Below are 15,373 nucleotides of genomic sequence, written 5' to 3'. Positions count from 1 at the left end.
AGGCCGCTTCGCGTACCCCCGGCGACCCTGCGGCGTCACGCGCGCTGCCCCTAGCCGACCTCGGCGACGACGGCACCCTCCTGGTCGCGGATCTGCGACCGGACGATCTCGACGACCAGTTCCGGTGCGCTCGCCAGGTGGTACGTCCCGGCCACCGGCCGCAGGACCTGGATCAGTTCCGGGAGCACCGCCGGCGGGAGCGCGATCTCGAGGAGACCGTCGCCGGCGTCGGTGACAGCCACCTGCTCGCCGGGCCGGAATCCGACGCTGCCGTTCTGCGCCTCGATGAGCAGGCCGCGACCGAACGGCAGGCGCGCTCGCAGCACCCGGCCGATGCGCTCGGCCGCGTTCGCCCCGATGGTCACCGTGGTCGTCAGCTTCCGGCGCGCCCAACCGCTCTTCTCCGTACGCCAGCCGGCCTCCTGGACGAACAGCGAGCCGGTGGAGGATCCGTCCCGCCGGACGCCCTCCTCGACGGCGGCGGCGACGCCGGGCTCGTCGGTGAGGTTGCCGCGACGGAGGTCGGTGACGAGCAGGGGCAGGCTCGGCGCCATGGCCGCGAGCAGGCCCTCGGCGTCCCAGCGTTCGATCGCCGAGTACTCGTCGAGAGTCAGCCCGACGATCTGCAGGAACCGGAGCCGGCCGTGCGGAGTGTCGATCACACCGAGCTCGGGGTCGTCGGCGAACGCTATCGCCCGGATGGCGGTGTCGGGCTCCGCCAGCGAGATCGGGCCGTTGAGGTCGAGATGGTGACCGGGCCCGAACGGGTTGCCGGAGTGGAAGACGTAGCGGGCGAGGTTCTGCAGGAAGTTCGCCGCCCACATCGGCGGATCGCTCTCGGCGGCCGTCCGGGCGACCCGGAAGGTGAACTCGAACCCCCAGCCCGACTCGTCGGCGTTGTCGGATTCCTTGACGTACAGCTCCGACATTCCGTAGCTGACGAAGTGCCAGTGGTCGGCGCGCGGGTAGACGCTCAGGCCGTCCAGCGGATCGGGCCCGCCGAGCGCCCACTTGATGAGGGTGCCGTAGTGCTTCGGCTCGACGCCCGGATAGAGCTGGTCGAGCGCGGCGTCGATAGCGGCCCAGCCGGGAGCGGCATCATCGGTGTCGACCATGAGCGGAGACTGTACGCCGAGCAGAGGCTGGCGCGACGGCCGCTCGGGCGGTCCGCGCCCCGGGCCCGCACCGTCAGTCCGGCGAGCTGATACTGGGCGGCATGTCTGAGCTGGCACTGCCGATCCGTACCGAGCGACTGCTCCTCCGCCGGTACCGGATCGACGACGTGGATGCCCTGCTCGCGTACTACAGCGACCCGCTCGTCGCCCGCTACATCCCGTGGCAGCCGTGGTCGCGGGAGTTCGCCACCACGGTGGTCACCAAGCGGCTCAGCAGCACCGGGATCACCGGGCCGGAGTCCCGTCTCGCGGTGGTGGCGGAGCACGAGGGCGAGGTGGTCGGCGACGTGATCCTGTGGCCGGCCGACGAGACGCTGTCCCGCGGCGAGATGGGGTGGGCCTTCCACCCGGCGATCTCCGGTCGCGGGTTCGCCACGGAGGCGGTTCGTGCGGTGATCGACGTGGCCTTCGCGCAGTGTGGGATGCACCGGGTCATCGCTCACGTCGACGCGCGGAACGAGGCGTCGGCGCGGTTGTGTGAGCGGGTGGGCATGGTCCGGGAGGCACACCTGCGCCGGGACCACTGGACGAAAGGCGAGTGGACGGACACCCTGATCTACGGCCTGCTCGCCGAGCAGTGGCAGGGTTAGTCAGACCCCTCCTTTTTCTCGCCGGTGCGCTCAGTCGACGTGATCGGCTGAGCCGCCCAGCGGTCCCGGACAGCCGATCCAGTCGAATCGCCTCGGGAGCGGGGTCGGTGTGCAACAGGCCCCAGGTGGGAGTCAAAGGATCAAGAGCTTCGTACGCCACCACAGCAGCCGCGACCGACGGCCGGAGAGTTCCTTCCCGTCGACCCACCGCAGCAGCGCGAGAGGAATGCCGTCTACATCCGCGACGGTCTCCCCCTGCATGGTCGTCACCGGAGCGCCCGCCGGAACCCCTGCCGCCGCGACGTGGCTGGCGACCGTCAGTCCGGCCACCAGGGACTGACGGGAGCCGGGAGCTACCGCCTTGGCGACCCATCGCTCGTCTCCGACGGAGACGAACCACGTTGCGGAGTTCATGCCACCGTGGTGCGGCTGCACCTTCGGGTCGGCAAGGCCCCATGCATCGGCCAGACACCAACGCAGCCTCTGCTCGGCGATCACCCGGTGCAGTCAAGCAGCGAAGGCCGCGACCGGCGACCGACTTTGCATCTCTTTTCGACGAGGCCAAGTGTCGCGCGCGCCCGTTCGAGGGCGTCCATCTCGGGTGGCACGGCTGGATCGTGGCCGGTTTGCGCCATGGCACCAACGTGCCGGGCGCCAACCATTGCTCACCTCGAAGCTGACCAGTTCCCTTCACTCACGACCGCGTCCCGCACCGCTTTGATCAACAAGGTTGGAGATAGCGTGAAACGCACCGCCATCGCTGGCACACCGCTGGCCAGCAGATCGTGGTACTCCCGGTTGTCCGCGTCCGTCGGCACGGCGACGACCCTCGCCATGCTGGTGGCTCCGTCCGTCGCCTCGGCGAGCACGACCGACAGGGCACCGGCGGCGACCCCGACCACGGTGGCGACCGTCGGCGTACCCGCCGGCTTCGCTCCCACGTCCACCTCGTGGACCAGCCCGACCGACGGCTGGGTGCTGGGCTTCGCGCCGTGCCGGGCCGGTTCATGCCCGACCCTGGTCAGCACGTCGGACGGCGCGCAGACCTGGCAGCAGCGCACCGCCCCACGGGTGTCGTCCACCCCCGACCAGACGAAGATTCACTTCGCCAACAAGCTCGACGGGTGGACCACCGACGGCCAGACTCTCATGGCCACCCACGACGGTGCCGGCACGTGGCGGCGCGTGCGGCTGTCCGGCGCTGCCGGCTCGGTCAGCATTTCCAAGCTGGCTTCGACCGACCGGTACGCCTATGCGATCGTCACCTACGGGGTCGGAGGCACCAAGACCACCCAGCTCTACTCGTCGCCCCTCGGCGAGGACAGCTGGCAGCCGGTGGCCGGCGTCGCGGTGCCGGGCGGCGGCGGGTGGGACATCGCCACCCACGGTTCGGCCGCCTACGTCGCCCTCGGCGTGATCCACACGTCGCTCCGAATGTGGTCGGCAGCCGACGGTAGTGGCTGGACCGAGGTCCAGCCGGTCTGCTCGGTGCACGACTCGGTACGGCTGAGCAGCACTGAGCCCGATGACGTCGAAGGCATGTGCAGCTTCGGACCGGAGCGCGGCTACATGGGGAAGCAGCTGGTCGAGTCGGCAGGCGGCGCGGCCCCCGTCGTGCTGGGGTACGCGCCCAGCACGGGGATCACCACCGGGTTCGCGACGAACTCGGCCGGTACCGCGGTCGTGGCCGGCGTCGGTGCGGGCGCGAGCTGGCTGCACGCCAGCTTCGACAACGGCGCGACGTGGGAGACGCCCCTGGCGATCCCCGACGTGCAGCTCCCGCTGCTCGACCTGGACTTCCAGGACGCCACGCACGGCGTGGTGGTCTGGGGTGGACCCGCATGGTCGGGAGCCGCGGTGTACCGCACCACCGACGGCGGTCACACGTGGAGCCAGCTCACGCTCTGACGTCAGGGGCGGTCCGGGGGCCGCTTCGGCCCCCGGACCGCACGGCCCCCGCACGATCGCTTCGTGCTCGCTGCCGTCGACACGTCCACCAGTCCCGGGGCAGAGCGCCCGGCCTGTTCCTCGTAGCGTCCGGCGCTCACCACAGCCGGCCCGGGAAGCGCGTGGTGACCTCCTGGAGGAACCAGCCATTGCCGTCCGGGTCGTTGAACGAGACAAACGAGAAGTAACTCTTCCGGTCCGGAGCCAGCCCGGAGGCCCGTCCCTGAGCGTTCGCGCGAGGCAAGCCGCCGGCTGCGTCATGGAACACCTCGCTCGCGTCGACGCCGTGGCCGACCAGCTCGGCCCGGGCCGCCTCGATGTCGTCCACCACCAGGCACAGGCCCTGGATGGAGCCGGGCGCGGCTGTGGTGAGGCTGGGGCCCAACATGATCGAGCAATTCGACCTGGGCGGGGTCAACTGCACCACCCGACCATCCCCCTCGCCGACGTCGGCATCCTCCCGCCAACCCAGCCCCTGGTAGAAGTTCTTGGCCCGCTCCACATCGGCGACGGGCAGCGCGATGAATTCCAGCTTCATGTCCACGCTGTCGGCTCCTCTTCCTGCAATGGCCGTCGACGTGTCAACGCCTTGCTTCCTGTGCCCTTGGCTGGGCTTCCTGTGCCCTTGGCTGGCCCTGCGTCCATCCTCAACCAGCCCTCGCCCAAAATGCCCAGAAAACTACAAAACCCTCGAATCCCTCATGGATGTGACCGCCCCGATGGCGTCTTCGGGCAGGCGAAGCCGCGGTCACGGGCTGGTCCACGAGGTGGATGCGGGGAGCTGATCGTCGATCAGGCCGGTGACTTGGCTTTTCAATGGAGCCACCGGACGGAAGTCGACCTACGCATTACGAGATTCCTGGCCGCGACCGCGGAGACGCGGCTGAGGAGGCGTTTCATCCAGGCCGCGGTGCGGGGACTCACGGCCGCCGGACAGTTCTCTACCCGTCAGTCCTGCGGCTGGCGGGCGATCACTCGCGCCTCCCTCCCGGCCAGCAGCCATCCTCCGAGGTACGCAACGATCGGCAGACCGACCAGGATCGCGGCCAGGTTCAGCACCGGCGGGTGGGCCAGCCAGTGCACCTCCTGGTGGTACCAGGCCAGCAGCGCCAGGTACGCGCAGGCAGTGCCGATGATGGCCCCGCACAGCGCCAGCGCCCCGGCGGTCGCGGCGGTGAGCGCCCGCCGGGTCCTCCGCCCTGCGCCGGCCGCGGTCAGCGTGCGCAGATCCCGGGCTGTCTCGCTGCGGATCAGCCCGACGGTCATGGCGAGCACCCCGAGGGCCATCGTGATGCCGGCCGCGGTGAAGTCGTCGGCCAGCCGCGCCTGATCCACACCGGTCGGGCGGGACTCGACATTGAGCCCGGCGGCGACCGCCGTCTGCTGCGCCTTGTCGATCTGTGCCGGCGTCAGCGCATGCGGTGCCTTGACCAGCCAGCCGACCGGAATCTGGGTCAGTCGCAGCGGCGTCATGCCGTGCGTGGTGAGGAGCACGTTGGGCAGCGAGCTGTAGCTGGGCAGCGTGACGTGCTGCAGGGCCGGATGCCATTCGCGGAGCCGGAGGGGAATCAGGTCGTACCCGGCGATGCTCGCCCGCGGGGTGAGCAGGTCGGTGCCGGCGTTGATGCTCGCCGGGTCGATGCCGTAGTACGCGAGCAGTTCAGGCGTGGCGACGAACACCGGCATGGCATCGTTGCTGCTGTACTCGACTCCGTTGCCGGTGGCGCGCGGCTTGGCCAGCACGACCGGCGGCCGGCCGCCGCGTTCGAGCGGCCCGTTCGGGTCGACGGCGCCGGTTAGCGGCACCACCGAGGTGGCGTGCAGGTCGGCGGCGATCGTGTCGACCTGTTTCCGCATGGCGTCCGCCTGCGTGGACGAGAGGATCGGCACCGGCCCGTTCATGGATTCCTGCGACAGCCAGACGACGATCTGGTCGGCGGGCAGGTTGCCACCGGTCGGGGCCGCCGCCTTCGCCGCCGTGACGGCGGTGCTCAGGGCGACCGCAGCGGCGATACCGAGGGCCAGCGCGATCGCGGCCAACGCCGCGCTGGACCGCGCTCGGTAGCGCGCCAGGTCGCGCATCGCCAGCCGGGCCGCCAGGGGGGCGTGCCGCGCGAGCCGTCCGATGGTGGCGACGCCGACCGGGGCGAGCAGGAGCAACGCGACCGCGGTGGCCAGCACGCCGCCGAGGATGAACGGCACCTTTTTCTGCTGCGCCAGGAACAGCGAGACCAGGCCGAGAACCAGGAGTACGGCGCCGAGCGCCGCGAACCGGCGTGCCGGCCGAGGTGGTGCCGGTCGCGCGGACAGGGCGGCGACGACCGGAATGCGCGCGGCGGCGCGGGCCGGCCACCAGGCGGCGACGACGGCGGTCACGGTAGCCAGCAGGACGGCGATCAGTAATGGCGTCCAGGGCAGGTTGAACCGGTCGATGCGGTGGCCGAGCAGCGACTCCAGCTGAGGACTCAGCACGATCCAACCGGCGACCCCCACGATCGCGCCCGCGAGCGCACCGACCCCGCCGGTAACCACGCCGTTGGCCAGCAGGACCAGCCGGATGTGCCGGTGGCTCGCGCCGATCGCGCCGAGCATGCCGAGCGCGCGGAGCCGCCGCTGGGCCATCACGGTAAATCCGGCCACCGCCAGCAGGCCGACGAACACCAGCCCGATCGTGGCGAGCACGAGCACCAGCACGCTGGACGTGTCCGCCTCGTTGGAGCGGACCTGGACCCCCGCACCGTCCGGCCGCGGCCTCGTGACGAAGTCGGCGTGGGACGCCCGGATGAGCACGTCGACGTGATCCGGCGCGGTGGCCTGGCCGGGCGCCACGAGGGCGAACGCGTCGTGCAGGTTGAGTGGGTTTTCCACCAGACCGACCACGGTCCGCCGCTTGCCGCCCTGGTCCCAGGTGCCGCCGACGTGCAGTCGGAAGACCGTCGCCACGCGATCGGTGACGGCGATCTGGTCCGGGCCCTGCGGCCACCGGCCGGAGTCGAGCCGCAGCATCGTATGGCCGTACACCCCGGTGGGGTCCTGGGCGCGCAGGTCGATGCCGTTCGCCGATCCGGGCACCGGGATCTTCTTCTCGTGCTCGATCACGTCGACGGTGCCGAACGAGCTGCGTAGCTTGGCGAGGTCGGCCTCGACCTGCGTGCCGGTGCTGGGCAGCGTCACCAGGTGGTCGGCGGTGCCGAAGACGGATGCCTCCGACGGGGCGCTGGCGCCGATGCCGAGGCCGACGGTGGTGGCCGCCACGGCGACCACCAGCAGGGCCAGCACGATCACTTGCTGACGCCACTCGCGCCGGAACAGGCGCCAGGCCCAGCGCCCTACGGCGCGCCGCGCGGGCATCCCGCCGTGGCCGGTGCCGAGCACCAACGGCGGATCCTCGATGGTGACGCTCATCGGGTTGCCTTTTCGGCTAGCAGGGAGCCCGGGTCCGGACGAGGGGCCGTGCGGTCGACAATGCGGCCGTCGCGAATGAACACGACCCGGTCGGCCCAGGAGGCGAGCTGCGCGTCGTGCGTCACCACCACCGCGCCCACCCCGCCCTTGCAGGCGGTCAGGATCAGTCGCATCACTGCCTCACCGTTGGCCGAGTCGAGCGCGCCGGTCGGCTCGTCGGCCAGCACTAGCCGGCGGCCCCCGACGACGGCCCGGGCGATCGCCACCCGCTGCCGCTCGCCGCCGGAAAGCTGGTCCGGGAACCGGGACGCGCGGTCGGCCAGGTCCAGTTCCTCCAGCGCGCGCAGTCCGGCCGCGCGGGCCTTTCCGGCCGACAGCCCGTCGAGCTCCAGCGGCAGCGCCACGTTCTCGGCGGCGGTGAGCCCGGGCAGCAGGTTGAAGTCCTGGAAGACGTAGCCGATGGCGCGCCGCCGCAGCCGGGCCCGGTCATCGCGCGACATCGCCGAGAGCGGCTGCCCTGCGACCAGCACCTCACCGGCGGTCGGCGTCTCCAGTGCCCCGGCGATGGTGAGCAGGGTGCTCTTGCCCGAGCCGCTGGGGCCCATGACCGCGACCATCTTGCCCGGCTCGACGGTCAGGTCCACCTCGCGCAACGCGTGTACCTCGTCGGCACCGTCCAGGTAGGTCTTTGACACCCCGCGCAGTTCCAGCACCCCGCTCATCGGCGCACCCCCGCCCTGCGCCGGATATGCGGTACCGGAGCCCGCGCCGGGGCCGGCGGTTCGAGCGCGGCCCGCTTGAGCCGGCCGTCGGCGGTGTCCAGCCACTGCACGACCGAGTCCAGCCGGTACAGCTCGGCGTCCACCACCAGCGCCAGGCCGAGGTCGAGGTCGCCCTCTTCCTCCTTGAGCCGGGTCCACTGCTGCATGAGCTCGACCAGGTGACGCCGGTGCGACTGGATGACCTCGTGCACGTCGACACCGGGCAGCCGCACCGCGATCAGGATCTTGATCACCAGCTCGTCGCGCGGCGGCGACGCCAGATCGGGCGGCGTGCGCAGCCAGCCGGCCAGCTCCTCGGCACCGTCGGCCGTGATCCGGAAACCCTTCTGCGGGCCGGGGTCGGCGTCGTCGTCGGACTCGACGAGGCCGTCGCGCTCCAGCCGCTGAAGGGTCGTGTACACCTGGCCGACGTTGAGCGGCCACACCTCGCCTGTGCGCGCCTCGAACTCCTCGCGCAGCTGCAGGCCGTATTTCGGGCCCTCGCTCAGCAGCGCCAGCAGCGCATGCCGGATGCTCATGACGTCACGACACTCGATATCATGCTGCGTAGCATACTGAGTATAATGAGGCCCGTCCACGGCTTTCGATACGATGCCAGCGGCGCCGAAGAATCACCAGCGCCGGTCGGTGCCGATGCCCCGCTTCCTCGTCAACGAGTTGGCCGCGCACGTCGCCGGCAAGGGTCGGGGCGGCCTGGTGTTCACGGCGCCCAACGGCGCGCCGCTGCGTAATACCGACTTCCGCTCGGGTCTTCGCACCGGCGGCGGCATCGGTCGGGCTGGCCGGGCTAACTTCGCACGATCTTCGGCACGCGGCGGCGAGTCTCGCCGTGACGGGCGGACGCCAACGTGAAGGCGGTGCAGCGGCTGCTCGGGCACGCCTCGGCGTCGATGACGCTGGACGTGTACGGGGGCCTGTTCGGTGACGACCTGGACGCGGTTGCCAACCGGCTGTACGAGGCGTTCGCGGCGCGGGATGCGGACTACTTGCGACCGGCACCCCGGACGGTGGCGTGATCGGCCTCGGAAAACGGCACCGCTACCGGCCGTAGCTATCGCGCTGGCAGAAGGCCGTGAACAAGGGCCACGCCCGGATCCGCTGCCGCGGCGAACGCGCCGTCGCCACCCTCAAGACCTGGAAAATCCTGACCAAGCTGCGCTGCAGCCCCTCCCGGACGACCGCAATGGTGCAGGCCATCCTCGTTCTCCACCACGTCGAAAACCCGACCTACCAAGGAGGAAAGCGCTCAGCCATGCCGACCCTAGTGATGAGTTGTCGCGCCCGCACCCGTCACACCTACGACGGGACACGACGAGACGGAAGGATGACGTGATGAGTGCGGACACGCGGCTTGAGGAGCTGGGCGGGAGCGGACTGGGCGAGAGCGGGCTGGGCGAGGTCGACGAGCCGGCGTTCTCGGGGCTGACGGAGCGGCACCGGCGGGAGCTGCACGTGCACTGCTACCGGATGCTCGGGTCGTTCGAGGACGCCGAGGACACCGTGCAGGAGACGTTCCTCCGTGCCTGGCGGCGGCGGGAGACCTTCGAGGGGCGGTCGACGTTCCGGGCCTGGCTGTACCGGATCGCCACCAACGCCTGCCTGGACCTGCTCGCCAAGCGCCGCCCGGAGCCCGCGACCGGCGGCGAGGTGCTGTGGCTGCAGCCCTACCCGGACCGGCTGCTCGACGAGCTGCCCGCGAGCGACGCGGACGAGCCGGAGACCGTCGCCGTCGCGCGGGAGACGATCGAGCTGGCGTACCTGGTCGCAGTCCAGCACCTCGCGCCGCGCCCGCGGGCCGTGCTGATCCTGCGGGACGTGCTCGGCTGGCCGGCGAAGGACGTCGCGGAGCTCCTCGGGGACTCCGTCAACTCCGTGAACAGCGCGCTGCAGCGGGCCCGCGCCGGCATGCGGGAGCACTTGCCCGCCGAGCGGCAGGACTGGACCGGCGGCGAGGAGGACGCCGGGACGCGCGAGCTGGTGCGCCGCTTCACCGACGCCAGCGTGGCCACGGACGTCGTCGGGCTCGCCGCACTGCTGCGGGACGACGTCCGCTGCTCGATGCCGCCCACGCCGGGCCTGTACGTCGGCCGCGACGCGGTCGTGAACAGCTGGATCGAGGACGGCTACGAGGGCATGGGGCGCCTGCGCGCCGTCCTCACCGCCGTGAACCGGCAGCCGGCCGTCGCCTTCTACCTCTGGCGGAAGGGGGAGGGCGCGTACCTGCCGCTGACGATCGACGTCCTGCGCGTCACCGGCGGGGCGATCACCGAGATCGTCATCTTCCACGACGACCAGTTCCCGCGGCTCGGGCTGCCCGAGCGCCTGCCGGCGGACGGCACGGAGTAGTCCCGGTGTGGACGCTCGCGCTGCGCGGCGGCGCGCGTGTCGCGGTGGTCGCGGCCCAGTGGAACGACGCGTTCGGCGTCGTCACCCGCGGGCGGGTGCAGCTGGAGCTGCGCGACGGCGAACCCGGGCCGGTCCTCGGACGCGACGCCGGGTTCTGGCTTCGCGGCACCGGCGTCCGCGCTCTGCGCAACCCCGGCCGTCGCACGGCGAGGGTGCGCATCGTCACCCCCGGGGCCGGGACCGTCACATGCCAGTCGACACACCCCCGTACGCCAGTCACCGAACGATGGAGGAACGACATGAACAGCACGAACGACACCGGGGTCGCCGCAGGCCCGGCATCTGGCCGGACCAGCCACACCCGCCGGCTCCGCGGGCTCGCCGGCACCGGCTTCATTGCCACGCTCGCAGCGATGGTGGCCACCACTCTCGCCGCTGCGCTTGCCCAGGCCGTTGGCGTCGACTTCGAGGTCCCCGACGGTGGCGAGACCATCCCGTTGTCCGGGTTCGCCGTGGTGACCGGCTTCTTCTCGGTCGTGGGCATCGTCATTGCCGTCGCTCTTCTTCGTTGGAGCGCCCGCCCCGCCGAGCGATTCGTGTGGACGGCGGTGTCGCTGACCGCGATCTCGTTGATCCCGCCCCTCCTCTCCGGGGCAAACACCGCCACCACCACCGCCCTCCTCGGGCTACACCTCGTCCCTGCGACGGTGATGATCCCCACCCTGGCGCGGAGCCTCCGCACCCGGACCGATTGACGATCCCGCAACGGGACAACGCGCGGCGCAAGGGCGTGCGCGAGCGCACTAACGTGGCCCCCGGTGCTGCCGCCCTCCATTCCAGGTTCCTTTTCTTGGTCAATTCGAAAGCTGAGTCGCGTGTGCGAAGAAGCACAGGGCACCTTGCGGGATGAAGACCAAACGCCATCCGCTTCGGTTCGGGCGCACCGGGTACCCCGGTCGCGTTCACCCTGGCCGACCCCGCCGTCGCGCGCCTCCCATGTGGATTCGGCTCCTGCGCGGCGGCTTGAGCCGGGGATCTGACCCTCTCTCGGGTCGACGTCAGGCTCAAGCCGCGCCGGGACGCGCTCGCAGCCGAGCCCTGACACCTACGCCTGCGGAGGCGGCCACGCCGTAGCCGGCAAGGCAGGGAGCGCTGTTTGTGACGTGGGAGGTTGAAAAAGGCTCAATCTACGGCTGGAGTATTAGTGGATCTCCTCGCCGGGCAGTCGTGGCTTCTGCACCGAGCCGCCTGACGGAATCGAACCGTCGACCTACGCCTTACGAGATCAAAATGGCGGACCCGGCGAGCTGCACGGATGGGCTCCTAGCAGCGGAAACGTCTCTCGGCATCTCTCACCACTCCCCTGCCGTCCGTGGGCCTCTTGCGGACCAGATGCGGACCGCTCATCTGCCGGCGGCCATCGTGTCCGAGCCGGCACACGGTTTAGGAAGTGTGGACACGGCCGGAAGGCGCTCGGCAGTGACCTGGCTTGACCTGCTTTGCCACGCTGTCCCCCACGTCCAAGAGCTAACCGCCGTTGACCCCGGTCGCCCCTCCCAACGGGCACGCAACGGGCACGACGACCGAGGGGACTATGAGGACTGCTGCCTGCTGTCAGGCACCCCGCCGACTGCGTGGTGCAAGCACCGTCGTACGCTACACACCGTGATGCGCCCACCACGGGTTAAGGTCCGGCCGACTCGCCTCGGAGTCGGCCTGATGGTGCTTGCGCATCCACTGGTCGAGGTCATCAAAATCGCCGCTGGCTTCACGAGTGACCCAACGAAGGGCCAGCTTGCGCTGACGGCGACAACCGCCGCTCTCGTGGGCCTCTTGACCTACGCCACCCTGGCCGAGCCTCAAAAAAAACCCGACTTCGGTAGTTGTTACGTCTACTGAGTTCGGCCAGCAACTCGCCTGCCCGCCGCCCCGCACACCGTTGAGCGGGCCAGGGTCAGGGCGACAAGGTGGAGCGCCCACCGGACGAGTCTCAATGGCGGTTGTCAAGCGCTGGCTGCCCGGAGCGGCCTGGGGATTAGAAGAAGATCGCGGATGACTGGTCGCGGTACCCTGCCCCTGCTCAAGGCGTGTGCCGCTGTCGGATCACGTCGGCCTTGGCTGACCGTGTTGGCTGTACGAATGGCTGTACGGCTGCGAAATGCTGCCATGACATGGCGGGAAGATCGGTGGCGCTCAACAAGCGAGGCAGTAGGCCGATCGTTGTCGATGGCAAGGGTTATCGCTGGTTCGTCCGCCGGAAGCCGACGTACAGCCAGGGCTTAACCTGGTCGCCGCTGAGCTTTGCTGTTGAGCGGACGGACCCGCCTGGCTGTGCCACCCTCGTCGTCTGGCTGGCGTCCCCTCATCCGGGCAACTGGATGAACGCTCCGGCGTCTCCGGTGCTGCCTTCGGCGGTCGCCAGTGCCATACGGCAAGCGCTTGACCTTGGGTGGCAGCCGGATCATCCCGGATCGCCGTTCATGCTGAACCTCGGTGATGAGGACCAACTCTCGTAGCCGGCGACGGGCTAGCCCGTCTGCACGGACTGTCAGCTTGGGAATTGTCGATCTCCGGGAGGCCATCGGTTTGGCGGCTTGGTCTCGGCAGTCCCTCGTGGCCTCGGCTGGCCCCTGTTGTCCTCGCCCAATGGCACGCCAATGGCACGCTGGGTGCTCGCCGCGACCGCCGGCCGGGCGCGATCGCCGACCCCTGCCTTGCAAAGATCAAGACCACTGTCGGTCGATGTCGGCTAGCGTCGCTGACCTGCACAGATCGTCGGCCGACGTCGCTCTCCCCCCGCCGCGCGTCGACCGGCTTGGCTGTATCAATGGCTGTACCGGCGACCAGCGAGTAACACCGCGACGCATGATGGGTACCGATTAATACACACAGGTGGATGCACCACCGCCTCGTCGCCGGCTACCGGCTGGACGTCGTCGACACTGAATCCTGCTCGAGTCGCTGAACCACATCAACGATCTCGGGAAAGGCATCGATGAAAGCGTCGACATGACGGTGGTCGAAATCCGCCGGCTCCCGGATCCCGCTTTGCAGGCAGCCGACGAAGTGCATACCCGCGCCCCCCGCGGCCAAGGCGTCCCCCGGTGAGTCCCCCACGTACACGCACTGGCCCGGCGGTAATCCGGTCGCCGCCAGCAACTCGTCAAAGGCACGCGGATCGGGCTTACGGAAACGCGTGTTACCGGCGTGGTAGATGCCACTGATCCGCTCGGCCAGGACGTGATCCGGCTCCAACATGTGCCGAACCTCGACCTCGGTGCGCGACGTCAACAGGAACACCGCCCGACCGGTCAACACGAACTCGTCCAGGGCGACCAGGTTCTCCGGCGGGATCACGTCCAGACGGCCATCAGCGATGCACTGTTCCAGCGCGCTCTGATAGAGCGCCGAAAACCGGACCATGTCGATACCCGGCGACCGCTTGGGCATGGCGTCTAGCAGCGGTGCACCCCAGGTGGCCAGATGCAACTCCCGTGGCATAGGAGGCCGGCCCATCTCCGCCAGAACTTCGTTCTCCAGTACAAACGAGGCGGCCTGCGTAAGGCACAGAGTGTCGTCCACGTCCACGATTACAGCCCGAATCACGAGCCCAGCGTACGACTTCGTGCATGGTTGTGGATGCCTGGTGGGATAGCGCGGACTCTGTCGGCCGGACTCCGGGTGAACGTTCGTGAAACTGCCAGTGACCTGGGCGTCCGGATGCTGAGGATCTCCTCGTCGGGCAGTTGCAGACCGTCCAGCCTCCCCGGACGGGGTCCAGGTGGAGCGCCCTACCGGACGAACGACCTGGACCCCATCCGGGGAGGCTGGTAGCCCTTGGGGTGCCCGACGAGGAGATCCGAGACTGATCTCTGAGGAGGGCCGGGGTTCGGGGCGGAGCCCCGAGGTCTTCTGATCCTGCGACTTCCAAGCGTGGCCGGCCGGCCCGGCCGATGCCGGCCGGAGGCCGCCAGCAGGCCGGGGCCGGGCCGGCGCGGCCCGCTTGCGGGCCGCCTTGATCTGATAGAGCGCAATTCGGCAGTTGCACCCGGCCACACGCGCCGCCACCGCGTGTCCCGTCACGGGCGTGCATGACACTCGCGACCACTACATGCTTCACGCCTGCGGCTAGTCTCGCTCGGTGAGTTTCGGCAACTACGCCCGGAAGGTTCGCGACAGGTCACTCCCCTATGGCCGGCGAGTGTCGGCGCTGCGGTCCTGCGTTCAGCTCTACCGTCCGATCGGTTTCCACGCGACGCTGGGTTTCCTTGAAGAGATCGCCGGCCCCTACCAGCGCGATGAGGCTGCCCTCCTGAAGGCGCTCGACGTCCTGATCACAAGCCGTTCCGGATGGCATGCCGACATGCGGGACTACGCCCGGAAGCGCCGTCAGGCCAAGCAGCGCGGCCAACGGATCCCTCCCATCAACGAGGTCAACCCGACCGGTTTTCCGCGGATCTGGTACGGCGCAGCCAGGCCCGCCGCCCTATACGCCCTGAGGTATTGGAGCCGTAACGGCCTTCCCGCGTTGACGGCGACATCTGACGAGATCGCCACCACGCTCGGCACCCTCGTAACCGCTGTCCTGTCGGCGGACGGTGACTTGGCACCACAGCAGCGACAACTCGTAGACGCCACCGTGACCGAGCTCCAACGACGCGTCAGATCCGATCTCTGGCACCACGACCAGGGCGCCTACTACCAGGCCTGGAACCTGCTCAAGATCGCGCGGCTGGTCAAGACCGCAAGCAACCACGTGCAGCTCGGACAGTGACGGTTAGCTAGGCCACGCGGCGCTCAAGCTGTCAGCGGGTGCTCGGCCAGTTGAACCAGCACCAGCGCTGTCCCCTCCTCGGGCTCAACGTAGGCAGTGCGGATCAGGTAGGTGCCAGGAGCTACGTCGACCTTGAGGTGGTGGTGTTCGTGCTCCAGCTCGTCGCCGGCCAGCGTCGAGTCGAACAACCGCGCTGATCCGCTGGTCGTGGGTTTCATCAGGTCCGGGCACTCACCCCGTCCGATGACGGCGGCAAAGTGCCGGGCGCGGTTACGGCGTGCGAGGTAGGCGCTGATGGCTGCGGTGGAGTTGTTGCTGACGATGGCGAGGGCTCGCCCGGTGGCGAGGCATGCG

Annotated in this window: 16 protein-coding genes and 1 pseudogene; 9 read left to right on the top strand and 8 right to left on the bottom strand. The window is 69.7% G+C overall.

Translation table 11 applies throughout. The features are described from left to right. Positions 1–50: 50 nt before the first annotated feature. Positions 51–1,115: a suppressor of fused domain protein gene (locus tag ACTWM8_RS02560; protein ID WP_446212383.1), complete on the bottom strand. Its 1,065-nt coding sequence runs from the start codon at positions 1,113–1,115 to the stop codon at positions 51–53. A gap of 101 nt (positions 1,116–1,216) precedes the next feature. Here ACTWM8_RS02560 and ACTWM8_RS02555 point away from each other — a divergent pair, with 101 nt between their 5' ends. Continuing rightward, entirely contained in the window at positions 1,217–1,765 is a 549-nt protein-coding gene (locus tag ACTWM8_RS02555) for a GNAT family N-acetyltransferase (protein ID WP_446212382.1), read from the top strand. 132 nt (positions 1,766–1,897) lie between these two features. Here the strand turns inward: ACTWM8_RS02555 and ACTWM8_RS02550 are convergent, their stop codons facing one another. After that, positions 1,898–2,263 carry a phosphotransferase gene (locus tag ACTWM8_RS02550; protein ID WP_446212381.1) on the bottom strand — a complete coding sequence of 122 codons (366 nt, stop codon included), beginning with the start codon at positions 2,261–2,263 and terminating at the stop codon, positions 1,898–1,900. 243 nt (positions 2,264–2,506) lie between these two features. Here ACTWM8_RS02550 and ACTWM8_RS02545 point away from each other — a divergent pair, with 243 nt between their 5' ends. Continuing rightward, positions 2,507–3,673: a YCF48-related protein gene (locus ACTWM8_RS02545; RefSeq protein ID WP_446212380.1), complete on the top strand. Its 1,167-nt coding sequence runs from the start codon at positions 2,507–2,509 to the stop codon at positions 3,671–3,673. 136 nt (positions 3,674–3,809) lie between these two features. Here ACTWM8_RS02545 and ACTWM8_RS02540 read toward each other — a convergent pair whose 3' ends face one another. The 4 genes from ACTWM8_RS02540 to ACTWM8_RS02525 form a co-directional block, all read right to left on the bottom strand. After that, a complete protein-coding gene (locus ACTWM8_RS02540) occupies positions 3,810–4,250 on the bottom strand; it encodes a VOC family protein (protein ID WP_446214444.1) in 441 nt (146 codons plus the stop codon). Positions 4,251–4,660: 410 nt separating this feature from the next. After that, the gene (locus ACTWM8_RS02535) at positions 4,661–7,117 is read right to left on the bottom strand and encodes an ABC transporter permease (RefSeq protein WP_446212379.1); all 2,457 of its coding nucleotides are present in this window, start codon (positions 7,115–7,117) and stop codon (positions 4,661–4,663) included. Next, positions 7,114–7,839: an ABC transporter ATP-binding protein gene (locus tag ACTWM8_RS02530; protein WP_446212378.1), complete on the bottom strand. Its 726-nt coding sequence runs from the start codon at positions 7,837–7,839 to the stop codon at positions 7,114–7,116. The genes ACTWM8_RS02535 and ACTWM8_RS02530 overlap by 4 nt, the downstream gene beginning before the upstream one ends. Continuing rightward, the gene (locus tag ACTWM8_RS02525) at positions 7,836–8,417 is read right to left on the bottom strand and encodes a helix-turn-helix transcriptional regulator (RefSeq protein WP_446212377.1); all 582 of its coding nucleotides are present in this window, start codon (positions 8,415–8,417) and stop codon (positions 7,836–7,838) included. Before ACTWM8_RS02525 ends, ACTWM8_RS02530 begins: the two co-directional genes overlap by 4 nt. A 330-nt stretch (positions 8,418–8,747) precedes the next feature. On the opposite strand from ACTWM8_RS02525, the gene ACTWM8_RS02520 reads away from it, so the two are divergent. The 6 genes and pseudogenes from ACTWM8_RS02520 (at position 8,748) to ACTWM8_RS02495 (ending at position 12,761) form a co-directional block, all read left to right on the top strand. Continuing rightward, complete coding sequence (locus ACTWM8_RS02520; protein ID WP_446212376.1) at positions 8,748–8,915, top strand: hypothetical protein; 168 nt, start codon at positions 8,748–8,750, stop codon at positions 8,913–8,915. Positions 8,916–8,926: 11 nt separating this feature from the next. Next, positions 8,927–9,136: pseudogene (locus ACTWM8_RS02515) on the top strand (transposase family protein); the annotation flags it as partial. A gap of 95 nt (positions 9,137–9,231) precedes the next feature. Then, entirely contained in the window at positions 9,232–10,245 is a 1,014-nt protein-coding gene (locus ACTWM8_RS02510; RefSeq protein ID WP_446212375.1) for an RNA polymerase subunit sigma-70, read from the top strand. 5 nt (positions 10,246–10,250) lie between these two features. Then, positions 10,251–11,000: a DUF6069 family protein gene (locus ACTWM8_RS02505; protein WP_446212374.1), complete on the top strand. Its 750-nt coding sequence runs from the start codon at positions 10,251–10,253 to the stop codon at positions 10,998–11,000. Between the two features lie 910 nt (positions 11,001–11,910). Further along, positions 11,911–12,144, top strand: a complete 234-nt coding sequence (locus ACTWM8_RS02500; RefSeq protein ID WP_446212373.1) for a hypothetical protein — start codon at positions 11,911–11,913, stop codon at positions 12,142–12,144. 287 nt (positions 12,145–12,431) lie between these two features. After that, a complete protein-coding gene (locus ACTWM8_RS02495) occupies positions 12,432–12,761 on the top strand; it encodes a hypothetical protein (protein ID WP_446212372.1) in 330 nt (109 codons plus the stop codon). Positions 12,762–13,164: 403 nt separating this feature from the next. Here the strand turns inward: ACTWM8_RS02495 and ACTWM8_RS02490 are convergent, their stop codons facing one another. Continuing rightward, positions 13,165–13,827 carry an HAD family hydrolase gene (locus ACTWM8_RS02490; protein WP_446212371.1) on the bottom strand — a complete coding sequence of 221 codons (663 nt, stop codon included), beginning with the start codon at positions 13,825–13,827 and terminating at the stop codon, positions 13,165–13,167. A 559-nt stretch (positions 13,828–14,386) separates the two neighbouring features. Between ACTWM8_RS02490 and ACTWM8_RS02485 the strand changes: the two genes are divergently transcribed. Then, positions 14,387–15,019, top strand: coding sequence for a hypothetical protein (locus ACTWM8_RS02485; RefSeq protein ID WP_446212370.1), 633 nt, complete (start codon positions 14,387–14,389; stop codon positions 15,017–15,019). 23 nt (positions 15,020–15,042) lie between these two features. Here ACTWM8_RS02485 and ACTWM8_RS02480 read toward each other — a convergent pair whose 3' ends face one another. Further along, positions 15,043–15,237, bottom strand: coding sequence for a hypothetical protein (locus ACTWM8_RS02480; protein WP_446212369.1), 195 nt, complete (start codon positions 15,235–15,237; stop codon positions 15,043–15,045). Between the last annotated feature and the right edge of the window lie 136 nt (positions 15,238–15,373).

Source organism: Micromonospora sp. IBSANI012 (assembly GCF_052814045.1).
The sequence above is the reverse complement of the archived record's forward strand: the minus strand, read 5'-3'. Positions and strand labels throughout refer to the sequence as shown.